The sequence below is a fragment of the Cohaesibacter marisflavi genome, assembly GCF_900115225.1.
Classification (GTDB): Bacteria; Pseudomonadota; Alphaproteobacteria; order Rhizobiales; family Cohaesibacteraceae; genus Cohaesibacter; species Cohaesibacter marisflavi.
This window is the reverse complement of record NZ_FOVR01000003.1, coordinates 40254-62819: the sequence shown is the minus strand read 5'-3', so window position 1 is coordinate 62819 and position 22566 is coordinate 40254. Positions and strand designations below refer to the sequence as shown.

Here is a 22566-nt window from a genome sequence, read left to right as displayed (position 1 = left end):
ATGATTGATTTACCCTTGCCCCATAACCTCTGGGTGAAGAAAAATGAGGCCAGAGGGTTGACCATTGATAGGCATCCTTTTTGAAAAAGCTCTGGATTTCTATGGAGCCAAAGCAAAGAGAAACAGCGCCGAACTCATAAGGGCGCAATACCAGATCTGCACCCGCCAGCTGCCGCTGGTTTATACAATATTGCTGAGCAGCATTTGGGGCGTGGCTCTGACAAGCAGGGCTGTGGCTCCGGCCTGGCTGGTTTATGGCACGCCGGTCATTTTCACCTTTGTATTTACTGCGCGCATTCATCACTGGTTCAATGCCCGATCCGAATTTGAGACCGTGGAGCGCTGCAGACGAGCCATGGCGCAGATCAAGCTTCTTGGCGCGGCGCTCCCCATTTTCTTTACTGCTTGGGCCTTGTCTCTGTTTGAATATGGGGACCATGTCATTCGGGTCAACATCTCCTATTTCATGGCTATTTCGGGAATCTGTATTGTCGTTTTCATGATGCATCTGCGGATTGCCGCCTATCAGGTGGCAATGTTCGTCTACATTCCGCTGGTCATCCGCCTGTTACTGACCGGAGACAGCGCCCTGATGACCATGGGGGTGAACCTGTTGATTGCTGCAGCTTTGCTGGTGGTGGTGGTCTATGTTCAGTCCAGCCATTTCCGCAATGCAGTGAAGTCAGAAGTCGCCCTGCAACGGGCCAGCGAGCATAACCGGACGCTGGCCAATCTCGATAGTCTCACCAGCCTGCCAAACCGGCGTCTGTTTTTTGATAATCTCAATAGGGAAATCGCCCTTGCACAAGAGAATAGGCGGCGGCTGGCTGTCGGCATTCTGGATCTGGATGGCTTCAAGGCCGTGAATGATCTGCACGGGCACACTATTGGCGATTTGTTGCTACAGAATGTGGCTGAACGGCTCAAGAGGCTGGTCGGAGGGGATATCTTGGTGTCACGCCTCGGCGGAGACGAATTTGCGCTGCTCATCAAGACACGCAATTCCGACGCTGAATTGCTGCTGCTGGGAGAGCAGATCTGTGCTGTGCTCCGCGCGCCTTTTCTCATCGAAGAGGGGCGCATCAGCATTTCCGCTTCGGTTGGTTACGCGGTCTATCCCGATGTCGCCAAAACAGCGCATGATTTATATGAATGCGCCGACTATGCTCTCTATCAGAACAAGAGAAACAACAGGGGCTGTCCCAGCCTGTTCGCCAAAGAGCAGGCCACTGAGCTCGAACAGCGCGGCCTGATCGAGCAAGCCATTCGCTCGGCAAATCTAGACAAGGAACTCAGTGTCTATTTTCAGCCCATCGTCGAAGTGTCTTCAGGCCGCATTGCCGCCTTCGAAGCTCTGGCTCGTTGGCACAGTCCGCAGGTTGGTCAAGTTGCCCCTTCGGTCTTCATTCCCATTGCAGAACAAAGTGGCCGGATTTGCGAAATCACTCATACCCTGCTGGCCAAAGCCTTGTCAGAAGCCGCTAATTGGCCGCACGAGATCAAGCTTTCCTTCAACCTCTCCACCCTTGATGTGAGCGCAGGGGAACGCACCCTGAAGCTGGCCTCCATTGTCATGCACAGTGATGTTGATCCGCGCCGGATTGATTTTGAAATCACCGAAACCGCCGCCATGGGCCGGGAGAATGAAGTACAAGCTTCTATTGCGGATCTCAGAGCGCTCGGCTGCGGCATTTCACTGGATGATTTTGGCACCGGTTTTTCCAGCCTGAGCCAGTTGCACGCCTTGCCGCTGACGACGATCAAGATCGACCGGAGTTTTGTGAGCGAGCTGGACAAGAATCAAGCTGGCTACAAGATTGTCAAATCCCTGCTTTCGCTCAGCCGCGACATGGGCGTGGAATGTATTGTTGAAGGCGTGGAAACGACTGCCGAGCTGGATATGATCAAACGGCTCGGAGGGCGGCTTGTGCAGGGCTACCTCTGGTCAGCGCCGGTTCCTGCCGAACAGGTCGGCGTGCTGATCGCCAAGCATGAACAAACATGCCTGTTCCTCGCCCCCATGGAGCGGGCAAAAGGACAGGAGAGGGCTCCCCTGTCCTAAATTTTTTAAGGGCAAGTGCCCGAAACTCACCGTCAGGCGTGCAGATAGCGCTCAACCAGACGTGCCCAGAGCGCTGCTCCGACCGGCAACATCTCGTCAGAGAAATTGAATTTCGGGTTATGCAGAGCCGCTGACTCTTCTCCGTTGCCCACGCGAATGAAGCAGCCCGGCTTATGCGCCAGATAATGGGCGAAGTCTTCACTGCCAGAACTGATCGGGAACTCGGCGATATTCTCTTCGCCCACCAGCTCCAGCGCCACTTCCTTGGCAAACGCCATTTCCTTGGTGGAGTTGACCACTACCGGCAGCCCGTGCGGAATATCCACCTTGGCCGTTGCTCCAAACCCTTCTGCGATGGATTGGGACATCTCGATGATGCGCTTTTTGGCATGATCGCGCACGGTCTGGTCAAAGGTTCGCAAAGTGACGCGCATCAGGACCTCTTCGGGAATGACGTTCGGAGCATTGCCGCCATGGATCGCACCGATGGTGATGACGGCAGGCTGGAACGGATCGATGTTGCGCGACACGATGGTCTGCAGGCCAATGGCGATATGGCAGGCGGTTACCACCGGATCTACGGTTTCCTGCGGGCGAGCCCCATGGCCACCTTTGCCGCGCACGGTGATGTCTATCATGTCGGCGCCGGCCATGGCCGGTCCATCGCGCAGCATGATCTGCCCAACCGGAGCACCGGGATGGTTATGCAGGCCATAGATGCAGTCAAACGGGAAGCGTTCCAGAAGCCCGTCTTCGATCATCTTTTCTGCGCCACTTTTGACCGGGCTTTCCTCGGCTGGCTGGAAAATGAGATTGACGGTGCCGTCGAATTTCTTGGTGCGAGCGAGATATTCCGCTGTACCCATCAGCACAGCCGTATGGCCATCATGGCCGCAGGCATGCATGACGCCTGCATTCTTGCTGGCATAGGCTAGGCCGGTTTCCTCGGTGATCGGCAGGGCATCCATATCGGCGCGAATGGCAATGCTCTTGGTACCTTCCCCTACTTTGAGTCGCGCCACGATACCGTGTCCGCCAACATTTTCGGCAACCTCATAGCCCCAGTCCTTGAGTTTGCCAGCCACAAAGGCTGCGGTTTCGGATTCCTGATGCGACAGTTCGGGATGCTGGTGAATATGCTGCCGGTTGGCAGCCATCTCTTCTTTTTTGTCTTCAAAATCAGAAAGGGAAGCAAAATCGTTGCTCTGATCCATGAAAGGTTCCTTTTATTGGTATTGAGGGCAGGGGCCGAGGCGGGGTGGATCGAACCGACGCTGCCTGATCTGGAAGGGTTTATGGTGCTGGACACCATCCCATGGAGTTGCACATTACAACAAAATGAGTAAGAAGAAACACCGACAATCTTGCATTGCTGATTTTAGTCAGGTTTTGAACAGACCGTCCTCAAGGGCCGTGACGCATTCTGCGATGAAGAGCGACTCATACAGAAAAAGCCGGAGACTGGCTCCGGCTCTGGTTTGGCATAGACAATGGATCATCTGCTGGCAGCAGAAAAGATCAGGCCTTCACGGCCAGTCGGCCATCAAGCTTGGCACCATTAGCCTCTGTTATGACCTTCTGCTCGCGGATGAAGGCGATCACCTCGTTGCGATAGACAAGACCGGTATGGTCATAGTCCAGCTTGCGCAGATCAAAGCTCGGGATGTCACCTGCGACGCCACCGGAAATCGGCTTGCCGTTCCAGGTTTCACCATAGGCACCAAAGGCAATGTAGCTGTTGATCGCGAGGGTGAATTTTTTGTCCAGAACCTCTTCGATCGGCTGGCCATTGAGCGTGATATTGACGGCCTTTGCGGATTTGGCATCTGCGCCCAGAGCGATTTCATAGCGAATGCCCGAGGAGAAATGTAGGAAGCCGCGCGAGACGAAGCCATTCAGGTCTACATCCTTCGCTTCTTCGGGGCGGAGCAGGCGCACCGCATTGTTGTTGAGCATGTCGCGCAACTGAGCACCGGTCATGGTGGCCACATGAATGGCGTCGGCATAAGGCATCACGTCATACCAGGCCTTGAAGGACAAAGGCCCCTTCTCCACGCCGGCCGATAGGCCCGTCGCATTGAAGAGAGCAAAATCCACCTTGCCGCCGGGGAAGGTCTCCGAGCGCGCCACCACGGCATCATTCATGAAGTTGCCAAGAGCACTCTCGCCGATATAGCGGCTGGCGATGGTGACCTCACGACCAAGGGTATCCGCTTCCACCATGCCGATGGTCTCGGCCAGCTTGCTGTCGAGCTGCTTGAGCAGCGGGCCAACCACGGTGTCTTCGAATGAGGCATCCCAGTCGCCTTCCTGCTGCAGGGAAGGATATTTCGGATCGTCGCTGGCAACACGCTTGTCGCTGGCCTTGATCGGATGCAGGGAAACCGAATTGTACCAATCCTTACGGCCCTGATGGGCGGCGATGGAAATGGCTATATCACCAAGGAACTTGCCGTGGGCTAGAGCCTGAGTGATGAGCACGCCGTCCTTGAGGTTGTTCTCGTCAATGCCGGACTCATTGAGTTTGGTGTGCGTATGGCCGCCAACCACAACAATCGGCTTTTCGCTCAACTCGCCTGCAATCTTGGCAATGGCAAAGTCTCCGTCGCCAATGTCACGCGCCGTGGCTGCCTTGCCGGATTTATGCTGCCCGATGCCATAGCCGCAGTGGGAAAGAATGACGACCACATCGGAGATTTCGGAGACAGCAGGCAGCAGGTTGGAAAGCGCTGTCACCGGACGGTCAACCGCGAGGGTCGGATCGTTTGGCTGGCCGACGCGGGTGTCGATGTTGGTGGTGAGGCCAATGAGCCCGACGCGCAAGCCATTGATGTCGGCAACAGCTGCGGCGGTGTAGTCTTCATCACGCTTCATATAGCCCGACGAATGCACGTTGGCGGAAAGCAGCGGGAAGGTCGCATCCGTATCCTTGCCCTTTTTGAGCAACTCGGCGCCACGGTCGAATTCATGGTTGCCCAGTGCGGCAATTTCGACACCGGCTGCACTATAGGCGCGATAGCTGGCGTCAGCGACGAATTCCTCAGGGCTCCAGCCCATCAGCTCGTCAAAGATCGAGCCGGTGTGGTCATCGCCAGCGGAAACAAACAGCACAGCTTCATTCTCGGCTGCATTGGTGCGGGCTTCCTTGACCAGCTTGACCATCTGCGCAAGGCGGTGGGTGTCGCCCTTCTTGCCGTGCAGGTCGGTGATATGGTTATGCATGTCGTTGAAATGCAACACGCGCAGAACGCGGCGTTCGCCTTCTTGAAGGACGGGCGCCGGAACGGGGCTGCCATCTTCGGCCACGATGGTTTTGATCGGACCGCTGAGCGGATCGCCCTTCAAAAGGAACAGCTTGTCGATGATGCCGTTCGGGTTGGGCGTGGCGGGGACCAGCTGCAACTCGCCAGCCATGGGGGCGGCATTGGCGCGGAACGTCAGCATGGGGGAAAAAGCGGCGCTCGTGGCAATGGCGGCACTGCCGAGCAGCAGGGAGCGGCGTGACATGCTCGTGTGAGCATTGACGTCTTTGTTGGACATTGTCGATCTCTAGCAATTGAATTTTGAAAAAGCGGATAAGAGATCGCAAGACTTGTGCAGATGTGTTTCAGCGTCGTGACGGCTGCGTGGCAGTTTGGTGACACCGCTCGTAAGCGGCTGAAACCATGGCTTGGATAGGGACAGGAATCTGTGGACCGGCAGACAAAGCCAGGCAGCTTGAGCCAGATTGCTCGCTGACCGTTCGGCGTCAGGCTGCCGCGCGCTTCAGTCTATCATTGATGGCTTCGCCCAGCCCTTCGTTGCTTATGGGGGCAACCGCAATACAGGTCACGCCAGGCCGATCGAGCGCACGCAGAGAAGCAAAGAGCTTCTGCGCCGCTTCAAAACTGTCACCTGTTTCCGAAAGATTGACCACCTCTACAGCGAGGTCCGCATTGGTTGGCAAATTCGGCCCGAATGCCAGAAGGGCTTCTCCTTGCTGAATCTCTTTTGCGTTGAGGCGTACAGCGACTGAGGGCGCATAATGACTGGTCATCATGCCCGGAGAGCTTGGGGCCGTGTCGTCGGTGCCCGCGCGGGCGAGGGGGCGCCCCAGCACTGCTTCCAACTGTTCAGCGGAAATGCCGCCCGGACGCAACAGCGTGGCCGGTACGCCGTCAACACAGAGAATGACGCTGGATTCCACGCCGACCCGACAGGCGCCTGTATCAGCGATCATGTCGATGCGGTCGGCCAGTTCTTCGGCCACATGGGCTGCCGTAGTCGGGCTCACGCGTCCTGAGCGGTTAGCGGATGGGGCGGCCAGCGGCTTGCCTGTTGCAAAGGCGAGAGAACGCATCAATGCCGAATCCGGAACCCGCAAGGCCACCGTATCAAGCCCTGCTGAGGTGAGATCCGCAATCGGGCTCTCCTCGCGCTTTTTAACGACAAGGGTCATCGGGCCGGGCCAGAAGGCGTTCGCCAATTTTAAAGCATCCTCATTGAACAGCCCGTGCCGCTGGGCAGCTTCAAGGCTTGGCAAATGCGAGATGAGGGGGTTGAAGCTTGGCCTGTTTTTGGCCTGATAGATACTTGCGACCGCTTCGGCATTGGTGGCATCTGCCGCCAGACCATAAACCGTTTCCGTCGGTACTGCGACCAACCCGCCTTCAGCTAGGATCTTGCTGGCGCGCAAGAAACCCGGATCCTTGGAAAGGGTGGCCCCCGGAGCGCCGGTTTGCGGGTTGATGTCGAAGTGAAGGGGCTGCCACTGGGCTGCTGGTCTGGTCATTGCTATCAATGCGGCTGGGCTATCAAAGGGTTGGAAAAGAAGTGCGCCTCTTTTAGAGGACTGAGGCGGCAACGTCCAGAGCTTCCTTGCAAGGGACCCATTTTGATCCCTGCTCATTGGTTAAGGCGTCGAGGAATAAAGAAAGGCCACCGGCAACCAAACTAAGGAGGAAGCTGCCGATGGCCTGACTTATGCCGCCCATCGGGATAGGATTGGGCGGCCTTCAGGGAACTCTGTCCTATTGGCCCATGGCCAAGACGAGATCAGTTGACCCCGACTTTGGCTTTAGGCTCATTGTCATTGGCTGCAGTTGGAGCTGCAACTGATGCCGAGGCGGAAACTGCCGGTTTGTCAGGTGTCGCATCAGCATGCTTGATCTGCTGGCCGACGGTAACGATCAGCATCTTGGAGGGATCAAGCAGGCGTTTGGCTGCGCGTTTGGCATCATCCAGCGTAACCCCTTCGATATAGCTGTTGCGCTTGTCGAAATAGTCGATGCCCAGTTTTTCATTCTGGATACCAACCAGCTGGCGGGAAATCTTCGACGAGCTGTCAAAGCGCAAGGGATAGTTGCCAATGAGGAATTTCTTGGCTGAAGCCAGTTCTTCCTCGGTTGGGCCTTCATTGCCAAGGCGTTGGATTTCCTGCTTGACCAGCATCAGCGCCTGATCGGCATTTTCCGTGCGAGTGCCCATGCCTCCGGCCAGCATCTGCGCATGGTCATAATCAGTCAGATAGCTATAGACCCCATAGGCAAGGCCGCGCTTCTCGCGAATCTCTTCATAAAGACGCGAGGAGAAGGAGCCGCCGCCCAGAATATGATTGACCAGATAGGCTGCGAAAAAGTCGTCGTCATGGCGCTTGATGCCCGGCATGGCGAAGCTGATTTTGGTTTGCGGCGTAGCAAAATCAACGTGGAATTCACCCGTTTTGGAAATCTCGACATCGTCCACCGGCTGGAGTGTGCCACTTTCCGGCAGCGGCGCGAACACCTTGTCGAGCATTGCCTTGAGGCTTTCTGCATCAATGGCGCCGACAACGCCGATGGTGAGACCGTCTCGGGTCATCACATTCTTGTGCATGGCAACCAGATCGTCGCGGGTGATACGGGCCAGAGAGGCCTCTGTGCCGTTTGTGTCGCGACCATAGGGATGGCCCTCAAAGAGCGCATCCCGCATGGCTCGTGATGCGATGGCATCAGGGTCGGTCAGCTTGCGCTTGGCCGAAACGATCCATTGCGCACGCATGCGCTCAATCGGGTTTGCGTCGAAATGCGGAGCTTGCAGGGACTTGGCCAATAGATCGAAGGCGATGTCCTTGTTCGGCGTCAGGGTGCGCAGCGAACCATAGAAGCGGTCACGACCTGCATCGAAGCTGAGCTTGATGGCATTGTCTTCAAGGGCAGTCTGAAAGGCCTGACTGTCCATATCGGCTGCGCCTTCATCAAGCAGGCTGGAGAGCATGGCTGCTGTGCCGGCCTTGCCGTCCGCATCCTGCGCACTACCACCGGTGAAGGAAAAATCGATCGCGATGATGGGCACCGTGCTGTCTTCAACCAGCCATGCCTCGATGCCCTTGTCACTTACGACGCGCTGGATTTCAGTCGCGCGCGCATAGCCCCAACTGAGCATGATCAAAAGGCTGGTCAAAAGGGTCAGCATCAAGAGACGCGGAGCTGAAAGCTTGTTGCTTGGAGCCAAAGCAATTGCGCGAGCCTTTTTGCGGCGCGACTGAGCGATAGCATTCTGGATCTGTGCCTGGCGCAAGAGGGCGGCCTGTCGTCTGGTCATCTTGATCCTCCTATTCTGCAGTAGCGCTGGAAGGCGCCGCTTTGTCATTGGCAGCTGATGGTGTGCCCTCAGCTTGCGGTTTCGGCTTTGGCTGGCCCTGCGGTCGGGCCTGCGGATTCGGCACCTTCTGGGAAGCGCGTGGCGGATCCTTCGGATAGCTCATCTCTCTGGCTTTGGGGATGGCCTGATCCACATCGCTGCATTTTTTGTCGTCTTGCGCGCTGGAAGGCGTGATGCTGGCCCCCGGCGGCAACAGATAACCTGTCACGGACCGATGTGCCTGAAGATACTTATCGGCCACGGCCTTGATCTGCTCGGGAGTGACTTCAGCCAGATGCTCTGGCCATTTCCTCAACTCATCAAGAGACTGGCCGGTGGAGAGCGCGGTACCGACGATTCGGGCCAATGCGGCCTGATTGTCCTGTGCATAGAAGGTTTGGGCCAGCAGAGAGCGTTTGGCGCGCGCCACTTCTTCTTCGCTCACCCCATCCTTGATGATCTTGTCGATCTCCGTGCGGATGCCCGCCAGCACATCGCCCACCGTATGGTCTGCTGCCGGGGTGCCGTAAAACAACATGCGCGTGTCATCGAGACCGGTGCCCTGATAATAGGCGCCAGCGGAGGTGGCGATTTTGTTGTCGATAACCAATGTCTTATAGAGGCGAGAATTGGTGCCTGAGCCAAGGATATAGCCGAGCAGGTCGAGGGCCTGGGCCTCTCCATTCTCAGCTGTGCTGTCAGATGGGGTGCCATAGGCCTGACGCACGCTGGCCTGATTGACCCGTTCATCAGTGAAGGTGAGGCTGCGTGCCGTGCGCTGGGGCGGTTCGTGCGGGCGAATCCGTGCTTCCGGTTCGGCACGCCGCTCGACCTTGCCATAGGTCTTTCGCGCCAAATCGCGCACTTCATCCTCAGAAATGTCACCCGCGACGATCAAAATTGCGTTATTGGGCGTGTAATATTCATTATACCAGTCAATCGCATCCTGCCGGTCAAGCTGTTCCATTTCATGCTCCCAGCCTATGACCGGAATGCCATAGGGGTGGTTGCGATAAAGCACAGCATCAAGAGATTCACTCAACAGAGCGCTGGGATTGCTGTCTATGCGCATGGCGCGCTCTTCCAGAATGACCTTCAATTCCGGCTTTACCTGTTCGTCAGTGAGCTGCAGATTGGCCATGCGGTCGGCTTCCAGCTCCATCATCAAACCCAGATGTTGCTTGGCGACCCGCTGATAATAGGCGGTATAATCCTGAGTGGTAAAAGCATTCTCTTCCCCGCCAAGAGACGCGACAATTTTGGAGAATTCGCCGTCCGGATGGGCTTTGGTGCCCTTGAACATCAGATGTTCAAGGAAATGCGCGATCCCTGAAATGCCGGGCTTCTCATCTGCTGCACCTGCCTTGTACCAGACCATGTGGGTGACCACCGGGGCGCGATGATCGGGAATCACCACCACCTGCATGCCGTTTTCCAGCCGGAAGGTGGAGAAATTCTGCCCGAACTGCGGCAACTCCGCCAGATTGGCTCCCATTGCCTGACCAAGCGTCGCCGATGGTGCGGCTGTGGCTTGCGCTGGGTTTTGGGAGGGCGTAAGCGCGGACTGGCTTGCCAGAGCTGCCGGGCCACTGCCAAGAAGGCTGCCAGTCATCAGCATGATCACCATGGAACGGTGGATCGAGCGATTCAATGAGAAAACCTGTCTTCGCATTCAAATCTCCAGTCTTTATTTTACGCGTCCACTTGCGGGAGCCTGTTATTCATCTCTGGCCGAGCACTGCACTCAATCGCGAAAGGCGCTTTAATCATCAGCTTTAAACTGTAAGCCTTACCAGAAGCAGACCTGTCGCAAACCTTTTGCCTAGGGCCTAAATCACAGTTGCGGCAAAGCTGTGGCAGGAAGACCATCAATCGCTTCGATATGCTTTCGTCCTCTTATAGCGATGCACATATGCCTGCGGATCTTTCAGTCTTGTCGTGTCTTATCCTGCCTCATAAGGTAAGGGCGATAGGCTCTAACCCCAAATGAAAAGTTCGTAACGCAAACGAACAAGATTCATAGGGCATCCATTATAGATTTTATGCTGCGACACAAAAAGTCATCAGCCTTTATGATGCTGTTGCGAAGAAGCTTTGGAACGGATTCTGGGTGTAAAAAGATTCTGTACCACATCCGGAGCCGAGAATTAGGGGCTCGAAAATCAAATAAACACACAGGTTTTTGAGACTTTCGTAGTGATACTGATAGGAAAAATCCTGCGCAAAAATCAGCAAATGACCGAATTGTGCAAGTTTTCAAGCGCGTTTTGCACCCGCGAAGAGCATCTCTACTGACCAATTGGACGAATGAATAGAGGATATTTTGCCCGAATTGGCAATTTCGCTAGAGATTACAGGCATATGACTTAGGGCTATGCTGTCTTGACACCCCAAGACCGCCCGATTAAGGTGCGCCCGTCTTCGACAGTTGCAGGGGCTCAAAGGGATGTCCGGTAAAAAGCTTACGGAAATTCAAGGGGGGCCTCATGCCGGGGAATGAAGACCACAAGCTGGATGACCGTCTGGGGAATTTGGACGCGGAACTCGCAAAAATGCGCGAGTCCCAAGCGACAAAAAACCGGGCAAAAATGGACAGCGAACAGAGCAATGGACTTGCGATGGCCTGGCGTCTTGGCTCAGAGTTTGTCGCAGGGGTTCTGGTTGGAACTGCCATTGGCTGGCTGATAGATGAGTGGCTTGGGATACGACCTTGGGGGATGATAATCTTCCTTTTACTCGGTTTCCTGGCCGGAATGCTGAATTTGTTGCGCTCGGCGGGCAAGTTGCCCCCTCCGGGAGCTTGATTTAAACGAACTGTGACTTGCCATGCGCTTTAATCGCAGGTAAGGACGCATTTAGGAATAAAAGGCCAGTCTGACGATTACGGCTCTGCGCAATGGGCGCACCGGACGTCAGGTCAGGTTGACCAGATTAAGTGAGAGGGCAAACGAGTGACAGATCCCGCTGTTGATCCGATTCATCAGTTCCAGATCCATGATATTTTCACTCTGGGCGAAGTCGGTGGTGTGCAGTTCGCAATGACGAACTCCTCCGTATTCATGATCGCAATTGTCGTTCTGATTTCCGGGTTTCTAATCCTTTCGACATCTGGCCGCGGCCTGGTGCCGACGCGCTGGCAGTCTGCTGCCGAGCTGATGTATGAGTTGGTCGCAAGCACGCTGCGAAACTCTGCCGGTACCGAAGGCATGCGCTTCTTCCCGTTTGTTTTCTCGATCTTTGCCTTCGTGCTGGCGGCAAACGTGATCGGCCTCGTGCCTTACTTCATGACGGTAACGAGCCATTTGGTCATTACTGCGGCTCTGGCGCTTTTGGTTATTTTCACCGTCATTGTTTATGGCCTGATGCGCAACGGCCTTGGCTTCTTCAAGCTGTTTTTGCCATCCGGGTTGCCTGTGGCAATCGCGCCCTTTATCGCCATTATTGAAGTACTATCCTTCCTGTCGCGTCCGGTTTCTCTTTCCTTGCGTCTCTTCGGCAATATGCTTGCCGGTCATATCGTGTTGAAAGTGTTCGCCGGATTCATCGTCACCTTGACGGCGGCAGGTGTCGGAGGCTGGTTTGCCGGCATTTTGCCGCTCGGCATGACCGTGGCCCTGACCGCACTGGAAACTCTGGTCGCAGTTTTGCAGGCCTATGTATTCACGATCCTCACATGTGTTTATCTTAACGACGCGATCCATCCGTCACACTGATAGGACATGCAAGGCTCGTTTGAATGAGTTCGAACCAACATTAACCCAACTCAAATTCTGATTGAATGAAACAGGAGAATTTACAATGGATGCAGAAGCAGCAAAGCTGATTGGTGCTGGTATCGCTTGTATTGGTATGGCTGGCGCTGGTATCGGTGTTGGTACTATCTTTGGCAACTATCTGACAGGTGCACTGCGCAACCCGTCCGCAGCAGCCTCTCAGTTCACCAACGCTCTGGTTGGCGCAGCGCTTGCAGAAGGTCTCGGCATCTTCTCTCTCGTCGTTGCCTTCCTGCTGATGTTCGTTGTTTAAGACTGATTTTCTGTCCTGATGGACAGGATTAGACAACGGAAAAGATTCAAGGATTCAGTTTCGCCTTGATTTCTTCAGTCAAATGGTTTGAAGCGGACCGGCGTATTGTCTGTCCCTTCTGCCATTGAAGAGACGCGATCTCTCGAGTCTTTGCCTCTGGAACGCAAGCTGGCGACCGATTTTATCGGTACGATGTTTGCGAGATTCAACGGCAGGATTTGACGGCCTTTTTGGCAGAGTGCAGGCCATGGCCTGTTAATTTGTTGAGGTCGAGAGGGTGATCGAGCCGCGAAATTGACGTTATGATTTGGAGATGACGATGGCGCAACAGCAGATCGATGCGCATACAGAAGTAGCCGGACACGGCGGAGGAGAAGGCGGGCATGCATCGTTCCCTCCTTTTGATCCAAATACGTTTGGGTCTCAGCTTCTGTGGTTGGCCATCACCTTCGGGCTGCTTTACTACATTATGTCCAAGGTGGCTTTGCCACGAATTGCCAACATTCTTGAAGTGCGGCGTGATCGCATCGCCAGCGACCTTGGCGAAGCCGAGCGTTTGAAGCGAGAGACAGACGAAGCGATTGCTTCCTATGAAGAGTCTCTGGCTGAAGCACGCCAGAAAGCGCACGGTATTGCCAATACCGCTCGCGACGAAGCAAAATCTCATATCGAAGCTGAATTTGCCAAGGTTGAGGCCGACGTCGCCAGCCAGATTTCCGAAGCGGACAAGAAGATCGCCGCTGTGAAGGATGCTGCCATGGGTGAAGTCGACGCAATCGCAACGAGCACCACATCAGCCATTCTGGAACAGATTCTCGGCTCCAGTGTCGCTGAAAAAGAAGTTTCCAAAGCAGTCTCGACTGCCAAGGCAAACTAAAGGGAGAGCCTGATGGGTACAAATACGCTATGGGCCTTTATCGGTCTCCTCATCTTTGTCGGTATCATCATCAAGATGGGTGTGCCGGGCATGATTGCCAGTGCTTTGGACAAGCGTGCCAAACTGATTGAAGACGAACTCGATCAGGCTCGCCGCCTTCGTGAAGAAGCACAGGGTTTGCTTGCCGAATATCAGCGCAAGGCGCGTGAAGCGGAAAGCGAAGCTGAAGAAATCGTGATGCTTGCCAAGCGCGAAGCGGAAGCGATGGAAAAAGAAGCGCAAGCCAAAATTACCGATTTCGTCGCTCGACGCACCAAGCTTGCCGAGGACAAGATTGCGCAGGCTGAAGCCAGTGCGATCAGCGAAGTCAAGGGCGCCGCAACGGATCTGGCCGTCAAGGCCGCCGAACAGATTCTGGCTAAGAAGATGGAAGGCAAAGCAGGCAAAGATCTGCTGAAGGCTTCTATCGCTGAGGTAGGCTCCAAGCTCCACTGATTTTGTAGCCGACTGTCTGCCTTGCAAGGGCAAAGAATTTCAAAAGCCGTGGCATCATGATGCCGCGGCTATTTTATTGGCCGTAGGCGGACTGAGCCGCAGGGACTGGGCTCAGGGCTCAGGGAAGAGGACCGAAGGCAATCAATCTATCTCAAGCAAGCTTGCTTCTACTCTTAGAACCTACAGGACATTGCCATAGAGCCATCTGACGCCGGTTTTGAGACCCACTGTACAGATATTGGCAAACACGCCATTGGAGAGCTTGGCGACGTCTCTGTGTAGGGGGGCGTCTAATAGTTGTTTCTCAAGCGATGGAGGCTCATCGCGTAGCCAAATCAGAAGGCTGGTGTTGGGTTCGTAATGTTTAGCCGCCTTGCGCAACACTGCGCGCTTGATTTCTCGCTCCACCTCCTGAACGCTGATCCCGAAAGGGCGGAATTTATCAATCACAACGCCAACCCGAGACATTTCACGATCATGGCGCACAAGATCCGCCCCTTGTCGAGGGTTCATTGCGCGGGTGATCTCCAGATAGCCTTCGCGATCTGGCGAAATGTGGGGTTGGTTGGAAACGATCCGGTAGATGGCGTCGAAACTGCATCCATTGTCTGTTTTAGGATCACCACTTCCGGTCCGTGTTGCGCATACCTCCATCGTTGAATCCCAATTGCGAATGTCGCCGCTGACATGTTTGCCGAAAAGCAACAACGGGAGCCACTCATCGACATGCTTGGCTCCCGGTCCGATATGTGACGTTGATGGATGCTGCTGAACGAAATAGGGTTGTTCGTTAGCTAAAGCACGATCGAAATTCTGTATTCGTATGCTCTCTTCCCAGAATAATTCTTCGAACTCGCAAATATTCAGCCAGTCGGTTAAATCTGGGTCAGATGGACTTTCATAAATCATGCGACTTGCTTCCAAGAATCGTTTGATTATATCCACTTTCCAAAATATTGAGTTAAATTTTTGCGGGAAAATCAACTTTTTTCAAGAACCGTATTCTCGATGACCGATCTATTCTGGTTCAATACTTGGGTGTGCGTGCGCAATATTTTGTCGCCGAGAGAAAATTGTCATACGACTCGAGCTGGAAAACGAAAGGATGTTCCAACAGAATGCTGCAGAATCTTATCGATTTGACGACAAAGGCAGTGCTGGCACCTCTGTCGAAGGGCGAGGCGGGTGTTGAAACCGTTGGTGAAGTGAGAGAGGTCAGGCGCGCAGTGACGCCTTCGCTTTCCGCCCAAGCTTCAGGTCATCTCGTTGGATGGTTGGAAAAATGCACTTATTGTCAATAAATTAGCACTAGCATGATACAAGCAGCGCTTCCGGACCGCTCGCACGGACCGGACGTTGACAAGCGAGGTTCAATCATCGATTGTAAATTGGCTGTCATATGGCTCGATTCTTGTGGGGAGAGAGCCATGATAAAGACGGCAAAACTTGGTCAATCGCACGGGGGGAGGGGACCGACCGCCCGTGACGCGCCGTGGCGTCGATGACCATTGACACGGTGAAAGTTATGACATCGAAAAGTAGAAAGTCTGGCGAAGGTAAGAGAAACACCCGAGAACTGATCCTTGAAGTAGCCGAGCGAGAAATTGCTGTAAACGGTGTTGAGGGGTTCCGGTTGAAGGATGTAGCCGAACAGGTCGGCATTCAGCTTCCGTCTCTCTATGCGCATTTTGCTGGCCGTAAAGAGTTGCTGGAAGCATTGACCAATGAGTTTTTAGGCACTCTCTACGCGCTCTATAAAGAGCTCTCAGCTCTGCCGCCGCGCGAAGCTCTGCTGGCGAGCGCTGACCGTACCATTGACCTCTATTTGTCCAAGAGGGGGTATGCGCGCCTGCTGCTTTATGATTTCCCAGCTCCCAACAAGAATTCCCTGATGGTGAACAGTGAGGACAAGATCATAGAGATCTTGAATCTGATCGAAGAAACCATCCAGAGAGGCGTAGCACAAAATACCGTGCGGGATATTTCCGCCGAGCTATTTCTGTCTTTCCGCCTCGGTTTGACCCTGTTTCCACTGTTTATGCGCCTTGACAGAAACGGGGGAGACATGGTTACTGATCAGGAGATCATCCATTCAATCAAGCGCGAGTCCAACTTCTTACTGGCTCACTTCATTTCTGTGCGCTGATCAGCCATCGCCGCTTTATCTGCCAAAGAGACTCACAAATCTCCTGCGACATGGCCCCGCTATGGGGTGTTGAAGGAGGGGTATTTGTTTGTGTCATACCGCTTATGCAAAAATGCATGAGAAAAGTTTAGGCACAATTTAGAGGGCGGTATGAGCGGTTTTCTGCCTTATAGTTGAGCAGACATTGGGATTAATTCCAATGTTTCGTTTGAATATCTGCTGGTTGGAATCATAAAATTTTTCATAGCGGGTTTTGGCAAGAATAAAATGCGGCATTGGGTTTTTTGCTCGAGCAATGTGTCTGAAGCATTGCTAAGATGCGCCATTCGAGTGGCTGTTTTCGGCCCTGTCCAAAAATCCGGGGAAAGGCACTCAGCATTGGACTGAGTCAAATATCTGCGTTTAGCATTGGGCTAAAGTCATATTACCGGAGTGAAATGGCAAAAAGACGAGACATGACCATGCCTGAACAAGCAAAGAAATCTTCTTCTAACGATCTCCTGCAAAAAGAATATCATGAGATCGGTATCCCTTCCGTTGCTGCTGCTTGCTGCGTGAAGAAACACGTAGAAACCAAGCACACGGACTATGATCCAGTGCAAGCCAAGAAATAAGCACATCATGTGTGTGCTCGGGTAGAGTGCCGGTTGGCCCTAGCTGAGGGCCTGTAAAACAGTGTTTCGATTTCCTGTTTCGGAAGCGCTGGTTTCCGTCGCACAAATGCCCAGTATGTGTGAATCTGCTTCAACCCTTTGTCTCGGCTTTCTATATGAGAGCGTGCATGACGCAGAGACAAAGCTGACGGTGTGCCTTCCCCGCGGCGCAGCGACGTAAAGACTACACCTTTAAAAGCGTTCCTTCGCAAGAGGAACGCTTTTTTCATGGAAGGGTAATCTTTGCCCGATTATTCCGGGCCTGTGGTTTGGCTTTCCTCCCGGATGCCTCATCGCGAGCTGTGAATGAGCGACCAAGCCAGAAGCCACATGATGATGCCGATAATAAAATCTAGAATTCTCCACGCGATTGCCCGCTCAAACAGAGGCGTGAGCACGCGCGCACCATAGCCCAACGCAAAGAACCAGACAAAAGAAGCCGCAATAGCGCCCACCGCAAACAGCATCTGCTGAAGGCCCAGCCAGCGCGCAGAAAGGCTGCCCACCAACATCACCGTATCCAGATAGACATGCGGGTTGAGATAGGTGAAGGCCAGAACAGTAAGTATGGCGCTCTTGAGGCTTATGCTTTCGCCCTTGGACACATGCATGCCGCTGCTCTTGAAGGCCCGTATAAAAGCTTGCAGGCCATAAAAAAGCAGGAACGCAAAACCACCCCATGTGATCAGTGTCAGCAAGATGTGGGATTGCCGCACCAACGTGCCCATGCCCGCCACGCCTGCGGCTATGAGCATGGCATCGGAAAAAGAGCATATCAGAACAATGGGTAAAACATGCAATCGCTGCAGCCCTAGCCTCAAGACAAAGGCATTCTGAGCCCCGATGGCGATGATGAGAGAAGCACCCAGCAAAAAGCCCTGCAGCATAGGCGCGTAGATGGAAGATAGCGTCATGGATTGTCTTTTTTAAGAAAAATCTCAAGGCAAGAAGAAGCCGGACGTGGAACGCCCGGCTACATTGTTTCTTTCATTCTTCGGGAGTGCCTGGCTTATGGGTAAAGCCGTGTTTTCTCCCATCCATCGCCGCTTGGTTTGAACACGACGCGATCGTGCAGTCTGAAATTCCGGTCATGCCAGAATTCGATTTCTTCGGGCACGACCCGAAAACCGGACCAATAGTCAGGGCGCGGAATGCGTCCGATATTGAACTTTGCGGTATATTCAGCAACGGCCTTTTCAAGCGCAAAGCGACTTTCCAGAGGCCGGGATTGTTTGGATGCCCAAGCCCCTATGCGGCTGCCGCGTGCGCGGGAATCGTAATAGGCGTCCGCTTCTTCCTTGCTGACCACTTCAACCGCCCCCCGAATGCGCACCTGACGACGTAGGCTCTTCCAATGGAAAAGAAGGGCCACTTTCTGGCTGGCCAGCAGCTCACGTCCTTTGGCACTTTCGAAGTTTGTATAAAAAACGAATCCCTTTTCCGAATAGTCCTTTAACAGCACCATGCGCACGTTTGGCATGCCACTTTCATCCACCGTGGCTACGGCCATGGCGTTGGGATCGTTCGGCTCACTGGCTTCAGCTTCCGCTAACCAACGAGAAAAGAGCTCCAGAGGCTTGTTTGCCTCAGTAAAGTTACCACTCATTAACCTTCCTGGCTGAAAATAAACTATGACTTCAAAGGCGGGTCCTGCATGACGATGCGGGCTCGGTCTAGAGTGTAAAGGAACCCGACATGTTTGGCCATAGAGTCTCTGCATCAATTTACAGCGCCGCCCGCGGTGCCGTAAAGCTTTGCGTGCTGGCTGCCTGTTGTTCCCTCGGTGCTTGCGCTTCTGTCAGTTTTATGGGCTCCTCCGATCAGGTCGACGACATCAAAACCGGCTCGATTGGCGTGACAGACCGCTTGCTCGCTGGCATCGACCCTTCAGACTGGCAAGTCATGCTGAACCGTATGTCCTCCTTCGACAAAGTCGCCATGCAGGCCGAACAGGTCAACGCAGACTGGATCAATCCTGAAACCGGCTCCAAAGGGCGGATTACTCAGGTCAAGAAACTGCCTGACATGATGAACGAGGAATGCCGCTCCTTCAAAAGTTCCATGCATCGGGTAACGGGCGTCGAGAATATCGAAGGTCAGGCTTGCAAGGTGCCGGATGGCAGCTGGCAGATCGTTGGTTTCTCTACGGGTGTCTCTGTGTAGACGCCTTCCAAGTTTGCTTTCTGATAACCCCACTGTGCCTTTCCGAGGCTTCTCTGCTCATGTTCAATCTTTTGCATATGTGTCAATGAACTGTCACATATGTCCGCTAACGTGTGTCCTGTAGCGCCAATAAGGCGTTGCAAATGCATGTTTCAAGACTTTCAGAACCGGGTTCTTTTTCGTTTTTATTCACTGGTTTCTTACAAATTTTGCCATCACCAGTTGATGTTGACTTTCCTTTTTCTAAAGCAGATCCGGGTTCCGCACGAGCCCGGATCTTCTTTTTGGAGCGGTTCCATAAAGTAGGCAGTTACACATTGTAATCCTTGCTCAATTTCCCGTGCCGCTATTCGTTTCAAGAAGCCCTTCTATTGCATTCCTCATCCGAAGAACCTTTCGAAAATGAATTGCTTTTACTCTATAGGAGCAAAACTTATCCCCTGTAGACGCTGAGGGTCTGGAAAAATCGACAGGTTCCTCCTATAGTGATCGGCAAGAAAATGCTGCCTCAGGGCAGGGGACCAGCGGTGCGCTGGTTTATTTATGGCTCTTATTATGCTCAATGTGAGCATAAGTTTGGTCAGAAGAAACGATGTCGGGCCTCAAGACCAAAGGTCCGGATCGCAAGGTTGGCTTTGTCCTACGCCAAGATGCCAGTAGGAAGGCCAGACAGCACCGCGCAATTTGAAGGAGGCCAGACTCGGATGATGATGACAGCTCAGACTGCAACCGATTTTGCAAAACGTGCCCCGAGCAAGGCTGCACAGGAGCGGGGAATCCTGCCCATGCCGCCGCTTGTCTATAGCGATGAGGTGGCGGCAGAGACCGCGCCACTCTATGAGCTGGTCAAGCATGTCATTCCTTCCATCGAGTGGCCATTCCACGCGCCCTATATCTCGGCGATCAACAAATTGAAGAAAGAGCGCGGCGCGGTTATTCTGGCGCATAACTATCAAACGCCGGAAATTTTTCATGGCGTGGCTGATATCCGGGGCGATAGCCTTCAGCTCGCCATCGAAGCAGCCCGCTCGGATGCCGATCTGATCATCCAGTGCGGCGTGCATTTCATGGCGGAGACCTCCAAGATTCTATGTCCTGACAAGACGGTACTCATTCCCGATAGTTCGGCCGGATGCTCGCTCGCTTCGTCCATTACTGCCGCCGATGTGCGCGCCCTGAGGGATCAATATCCCGGAGTGCCGATCATCACCTATGTGAACACCTCGGCGGACGTGAAGGCCGAGTGCGATATCTGCTGCACCTCGTCCAATGCGGTCGAGATTGTCGAAGGCCTCGGTGTTGATCGGGTGTTGTTGGTGCCAGACCAGTATCTGGCCAAGAATGTCGCCGCCCAGACTGATGTGGAAGTGCTGACCTTTGCCGGCTCCTGCGAAGTGCATGAGCGCTTCACCGCCGACGAGATCCGCTCCTATCGCCGCTCCATGCCGGATGTGCAGGTGATCGCTCACCCTGAATGCCCGCCTGAAGTGGTGGCCGAGGCTGATTTCTCCGGCTCGACCAAGGGTATGATCGATTGGGTCAAGACCAACAACCCGGAAAAGGTGATGATGATCACCGAATGCTCAATGGCCGACAATGTGGCCAGCGAAACACCTGACGTGAATTTCGTGCGGCCCTGCAATCTCTGCCCACACATGAAGAAGATTACGCTGCCAAAAATCCTCGACAGTCTGCTCTATATGCAGGAAGAGGTCACGGTTGATCCCCTCGTTGCCGACAAAGCCCGAAGGGCCGTCGAACGGATGATCAATCTGAAGTCCTGATGTCTTGAAGGTCCGGGTCGATCTGTTGCGATTGGCCCGGACTTTTCTTTATTCCCCCCAGCCTACGCTCCGGCAAAGGCAGGCCTCAAGGGTTGCGCTAGAAATGGCGGAACCAGATCAAAGTCAAATCCATGAACATTTCCGCATCCGACGATTTTCGCCCCGAAAGCTGGCAACGCCATGATGAAATCATCATCGTTGGCGGAGGGCTGGCAGGGTTGTTTTGTGCTTACAAGCTGGCACCACGCCCTGTAACGCTTATTTCTGCTGCCCCCATTGGCGAGGGCGCGTCCTCTGTTTGGGCGCAAGGCGGCATAGCGGCGGCGGTCTCGGAGGGCGACAGCACCGCCTCGCATTTAAGAGACACGATCAAGGCGGGTGCGGGCATCGTTGATGAAAAGATCGCCCGTCTGATGACCAATCAGGGGCCACAGCGTATTCTCGATTTACTAGAAGTGGGTGTGCCTTTCGATAAGGATCTGGAAGGCAAGCTACGCCTGAGCCGCGAGGCAGCCCACTCCGCCAGCCGCGTCGTCCGTGTTTCTGGCGACAAAGCCGGCTTTGCCATCATGGAAGCCTTGATCCGGCGCGTCATCGACATGCCGTCCATCCGCATCGTTTCCGGTTATCAGGCTGAAAAACTGCATATGGAGGGGCGCTATGTAAAAGGCATCATCGCCCGAAGATGCGGGCAAGGCGCAGACACCGACACCCATACGCTCTTTTTTCCTGCACGCGCCGTGGTGCTGGCGTCCGGAGGCTCGGGCAACCTCTACCGGGTGACCACCAACCCAACCGAATCCAACGGTGATGGCATAGCCATGGCGGCGGTTGCGGGCGCGGTTATCGCTGACCCTGAATTTGTACAGTTCCACCCCACGGCACTTGATGTCGGCAAGGACCCTGCGCCTCTTGCGACCGAAGCTTTGCGCGGCCATGACGCCAAGCTGATCAACAAGGCCGGTGAACGCTTCATGCTGGGCGAACATGAGCTGGCCGAATTGGCCCCGCGTGACATCGTAGCCCGTGCCATCCATCGGCAGGTCGAAGAGGGAAAGGGGGCCTTCCTTGATTGCCGTGAGGCAATCGGAGACAGCTTTTCTGAGGAGTTCCCCACCGTTTATGGTCATGCGCAAGAGGCTGGGATTGATCCCGCAACCGAACCACTGCCGGTCGCACCGGCAGCCCATTATCACATGGGGGGCATCCTGACGGACGCACAAGGACGCACGACCCTTGATGGGCTTTGGGCCGCAGGCGAGGTGACGGCCACCGGAGCCCACGGAGCCAATCGTCTGGCCTCCAACTCACTGCTCGAAGCCGTGGTTTTTGCCTCCCTCGTCGCGCAGGATATCAACCAGCAGCTCAGTTCGCCCAAACATGAGCTTTGGCAGCCCATCCGCAACGAGCGAACCCTGCCTGCGCTGCATCAGCCCCAAGAGGATATCGCAAGACTGCGCGCTACCATGAGCCGCTATGTTGGCGTGGAACGTGATGGCGCAGGCCTCAAAGCGGCCTTGCAGATCATCGCAGAACTGGAACAGAAGAGCGTGACGGACAGCTTCCGCAATCAACTGACCACAAGCAAGCTGATCACCGTGGCGGCCTATTTGCGCAAGGAAAGCCGGGGCGGCCATTTCCGCAAGGATTCTCCGCATCAGCAAGAGGACTGGCGTCACAGGACCTTCATTACCCTCAAGCAAGCTGAAGCCGAAATGGCAAGGATTCTGAGCGCAGCCGAGCCCGATTGATTTAAGACA

General features: G+C 54.4%; 19 protein-coding genes. 11 read left to right on the top strand and 8 right to left on the bottom strand.

Going from position 1 to position 22566, the window contains the following annotated elements:
• Positions 1 to 64 precede the first annotated feature (64 nt).
• On the top strand, positions 65 to 2062 hold the full coding sequence (locus tag BM258_RS07010; protein WP_090070573.1) for a putative bifunctional diguanylate cyclase/phosphodiesterase: 1998 nt from the start codon (positions 65 to 67) through the stop codon (positions 2060 to 2062).
• Positions 2063 to 2094: 32 nt separating this feature from the next.
• Here BM258_RS07010 and BM258_RS07005 read toward each other — a convergent pair whose 3' ends face one another.
• The 5 genes from BM258_RS07005 to BM258_RS06985 form a co-directional block, all read right to left on the bottom strand.
• Positions 2095 to 3276 (bottom strand): M20 metallopeptidase family protein, encoded by a 1182-nt coding sequence (locus BM258_RS07005; protein WP_090070571.1) that lies wholly within the window; start codon positions 3274 to 3276, stop codon positions 2095 to 2097.
• 304 nt (positions 3277 to 3580) lie between these two features.
• Entirely contained in the window at positions 3581 to 5602 is a 2022-nt protein-coding gene (locus tag BM258_RS07000; RefSeq protein ID WP_210186686.1) for a bifunctional metallophosphatase/5'-nucleotidase, read from the bottom strand.
• A 208-nt stretch (positions 5603 to 5810) separates the two neighbouring features.
• Positions 5811 to 6833: an L-threonylcarbamoyladenylate synthase gene (locus BM258_RS06995; protein ID WP_090070569.1), complete on the bottom strand. Its 1023-nt coding sequence runs from the start codon at positions 6831 to 6833 to the stop codon at positions 5811 to 5813.
• Between the two features lie 263 nt (positions 6834 to 7096).
• Entirely contained in the window at positions 7097 to 8623 is a 1527-nt protein-coding gene (locus tag BM258_RS06990; protein ID WP_090070567.1) for a M16 family metallopeptidase, read from the bottom strand.
• Between the two features lie 10 nt (positions 8624 to 8633).
• Positions 8634 to 10334, bottom strand: coding sequence for a M16 family metallopeptidase (locus BM258_RS06985; RefSeq protein WP_210186685.1), 1701 nt, complete (start codon positions 10332 to 10334; stop codon positions 8634 to 8636).
• Positions 10335 to 11148: 814 nt separating this feature from the next.
• On the opposite strand from BM258_RS06985, the gene BM258_RS06980 reads away from it, so the two are divergent.
• The 5 genes from BM258_RS06980 to BM258_RS06960 all read left to right on the top strand — a co-directional run bounded on the left by BM258_RS06980 (position 11149) and on the right by BM258_RS06960 (position 14060).
• Positions 11149 to 11466: an AtpZ/AtpI family protein gene (locus tag BM258_RS06980; RefSeq protein ID WP_090070565.1), complete on the top strand. Its 318-nt coding sequence runs from the start codon at positions 11149 to 11151 to the stop codon at positions 11464 to 11466.
• Positions 11467 to 11613: 147 nt separating this feature from the next.
• On the top strand, positions 11614 to 12375 hold the full coding sequence (locus BM258_RS06975; RefSeq protein WP_090070563.1) for a F0F1 ATP synthase subunit A: 762 nt from the start codon (positions 11614 to 11616) through the stop codon (positions 12373 to 12375).
• Positions 12376 to 12460: 85 nt separating this feature from the next.
• Positions 12461 to 12688 (top strand): F0F1 ATP synthase subunit C, encoded by a 228-nt coding sequence (locus BM258_RS06970; RefSeq protein WP_090070561.1) that lies wholly within the window; start codon positions 12461 to 12463, stop codon positions 12686 to 12688.
• Between the two features lie 319 nt (positions 12689 to 13007).
• Entirely contained in the window at positions 13008 to 13565 is a 558-nt protein-coding gene (locus BM258_RS06965) for a F0F1 ATP synthase subunit B (RefSeq protein ID WP_090070559.1), read from the top strand.
• Between the two features lie 12 nt (positions 13566 to 13577).
• Entirely contained in the window at positions 13578 to 14060 is a 483-nt protein-coding gene (locus BM258_RS06960) for a F0F1 ATP synthase subunit B (protein ID WP_090070557.1), read from the top strand.
• A 180-nt stretch (positions 14061 to 14240) separates the two neighbouring features.
• Here BM258_RS06960 and BM258_RS06955 read toward each other — a convergent pair whose 3' ends face one another.
• Complete coding sequence (locus BM258_RS06955) at positions 14241 to 14969, bottom strand: hypothetical protein (RefSeq protein ID WP_090070555.1); 729 nt, start codon at positions 14967 to 14969, stop codon at positions 14241 to 14243.
• Between the two features lie 616 nt (positions 14970 to 15585).
• Here BM258_RS06955 and BM258_RS06945 point away from each other — a divergent pair.
• Together BM258_RS06945 and BM258_RS24430 are read left to right on the top strand one after the other, a co-directional pair.
• Positions 15586 to 16206 carry a TetR/AcrR family transcriptional regulator gene (locus BM258_RS06945; RefSeq protein WP_175527969.1) on the top strand — a complete coding sequence of 207 codons (621 nt, stop codon included), beginning with the start codon at positions 15586 to 15588 and terminating at the stop codon, positions 16204 to 16206.
• A 461-nt stretch (positions 16207 to 16667) separates the two neighbouring features.
• Entirely contained in the window at positions 16668 to 16820 is a 153-nt protein-coding gene (locus BM258_RS24430; RefSeq protein ID WP_210186684.1) for a hypothetical protein, read from the top strand.
• A gap of 329 nt (positions 16821 to 17149) precedes the next feature.
• Here BM258_RS24430 and BM258_RS06940 read toward each other — a convergent pair whose 3' ends face one another.
• Positions 17150 to 17758 carry a LysE/ArgO family amino acid transporter gene (locus BM258_RS06940; RefSeq protein ID WP_175528007.1) on the bottom strand — a complete coding sequence of 203 codons (609 nt, stop codon included), beginning with the start codon at positions 17756 to 17758 and terminating at the stop codon, positions 17150 to 17152.
• 110 nt (positions 17759 to 17868) lie between these two features.
• Positions 17869 to 18465 carry a pyridoxamine 5'-phosphate oxidase gene (pdxH, locus tag BM258_RS06935; RefSeq protein WP_090070549.1) on the bottom strand — a complete coding sequence of 199 codons (597 nt, stop codon included), beginning with the start codon at positions 18463 to 18465 and terminating at the stop codon, positions 17869 to 17871.
• Positions 18466 to 18554: 89 nt separating this feature from the next.
• On the opposite strand from pdxH, the gene BM258_RS06930 reads away from it, so the two are divergent.
• From BM258_RS06930 to BM258_RS06920, 3 genes are all read left to right on the top strand, one after another.
• Complete coding sequence (locus BM258_RS06930; RefSeq protein ID WP_090070547.1) at positions 18555 to 19022, top strand: RT0821/Lpp0805 family surface protein; 468 nt, start codon at positions 18555 to 18557, stop codon at positions 19020 to 19022.
• A gap of 704 nt (positions 19023 to 19726) precedes the next feature.
• Positions 19727 to 20806: a quinolinate synthase NadA gene (gene nadA / locus BM258_RS06925; protein WP_210186683.1), complete on the top strand. Its 1080-nt coding sequence runs from the start codon at positions 19727 to 19729 to the stop codon at positions 20804 to 20806.
• A gap of 131 nt (positions 20807 to 20937) precedes the next feature.
• Positions 20938 to 22557, top strand: coding sequence for an L-aspartate oxidase (locus BM258_RS06920; protein ID WP_090070546.1), 1620 nt, complete (start codon positions 20938 to 20940; stop codon positions 22555 to 22557).
• Positions 22558 to 22566 lie beyond the last annotated feature (9 nt).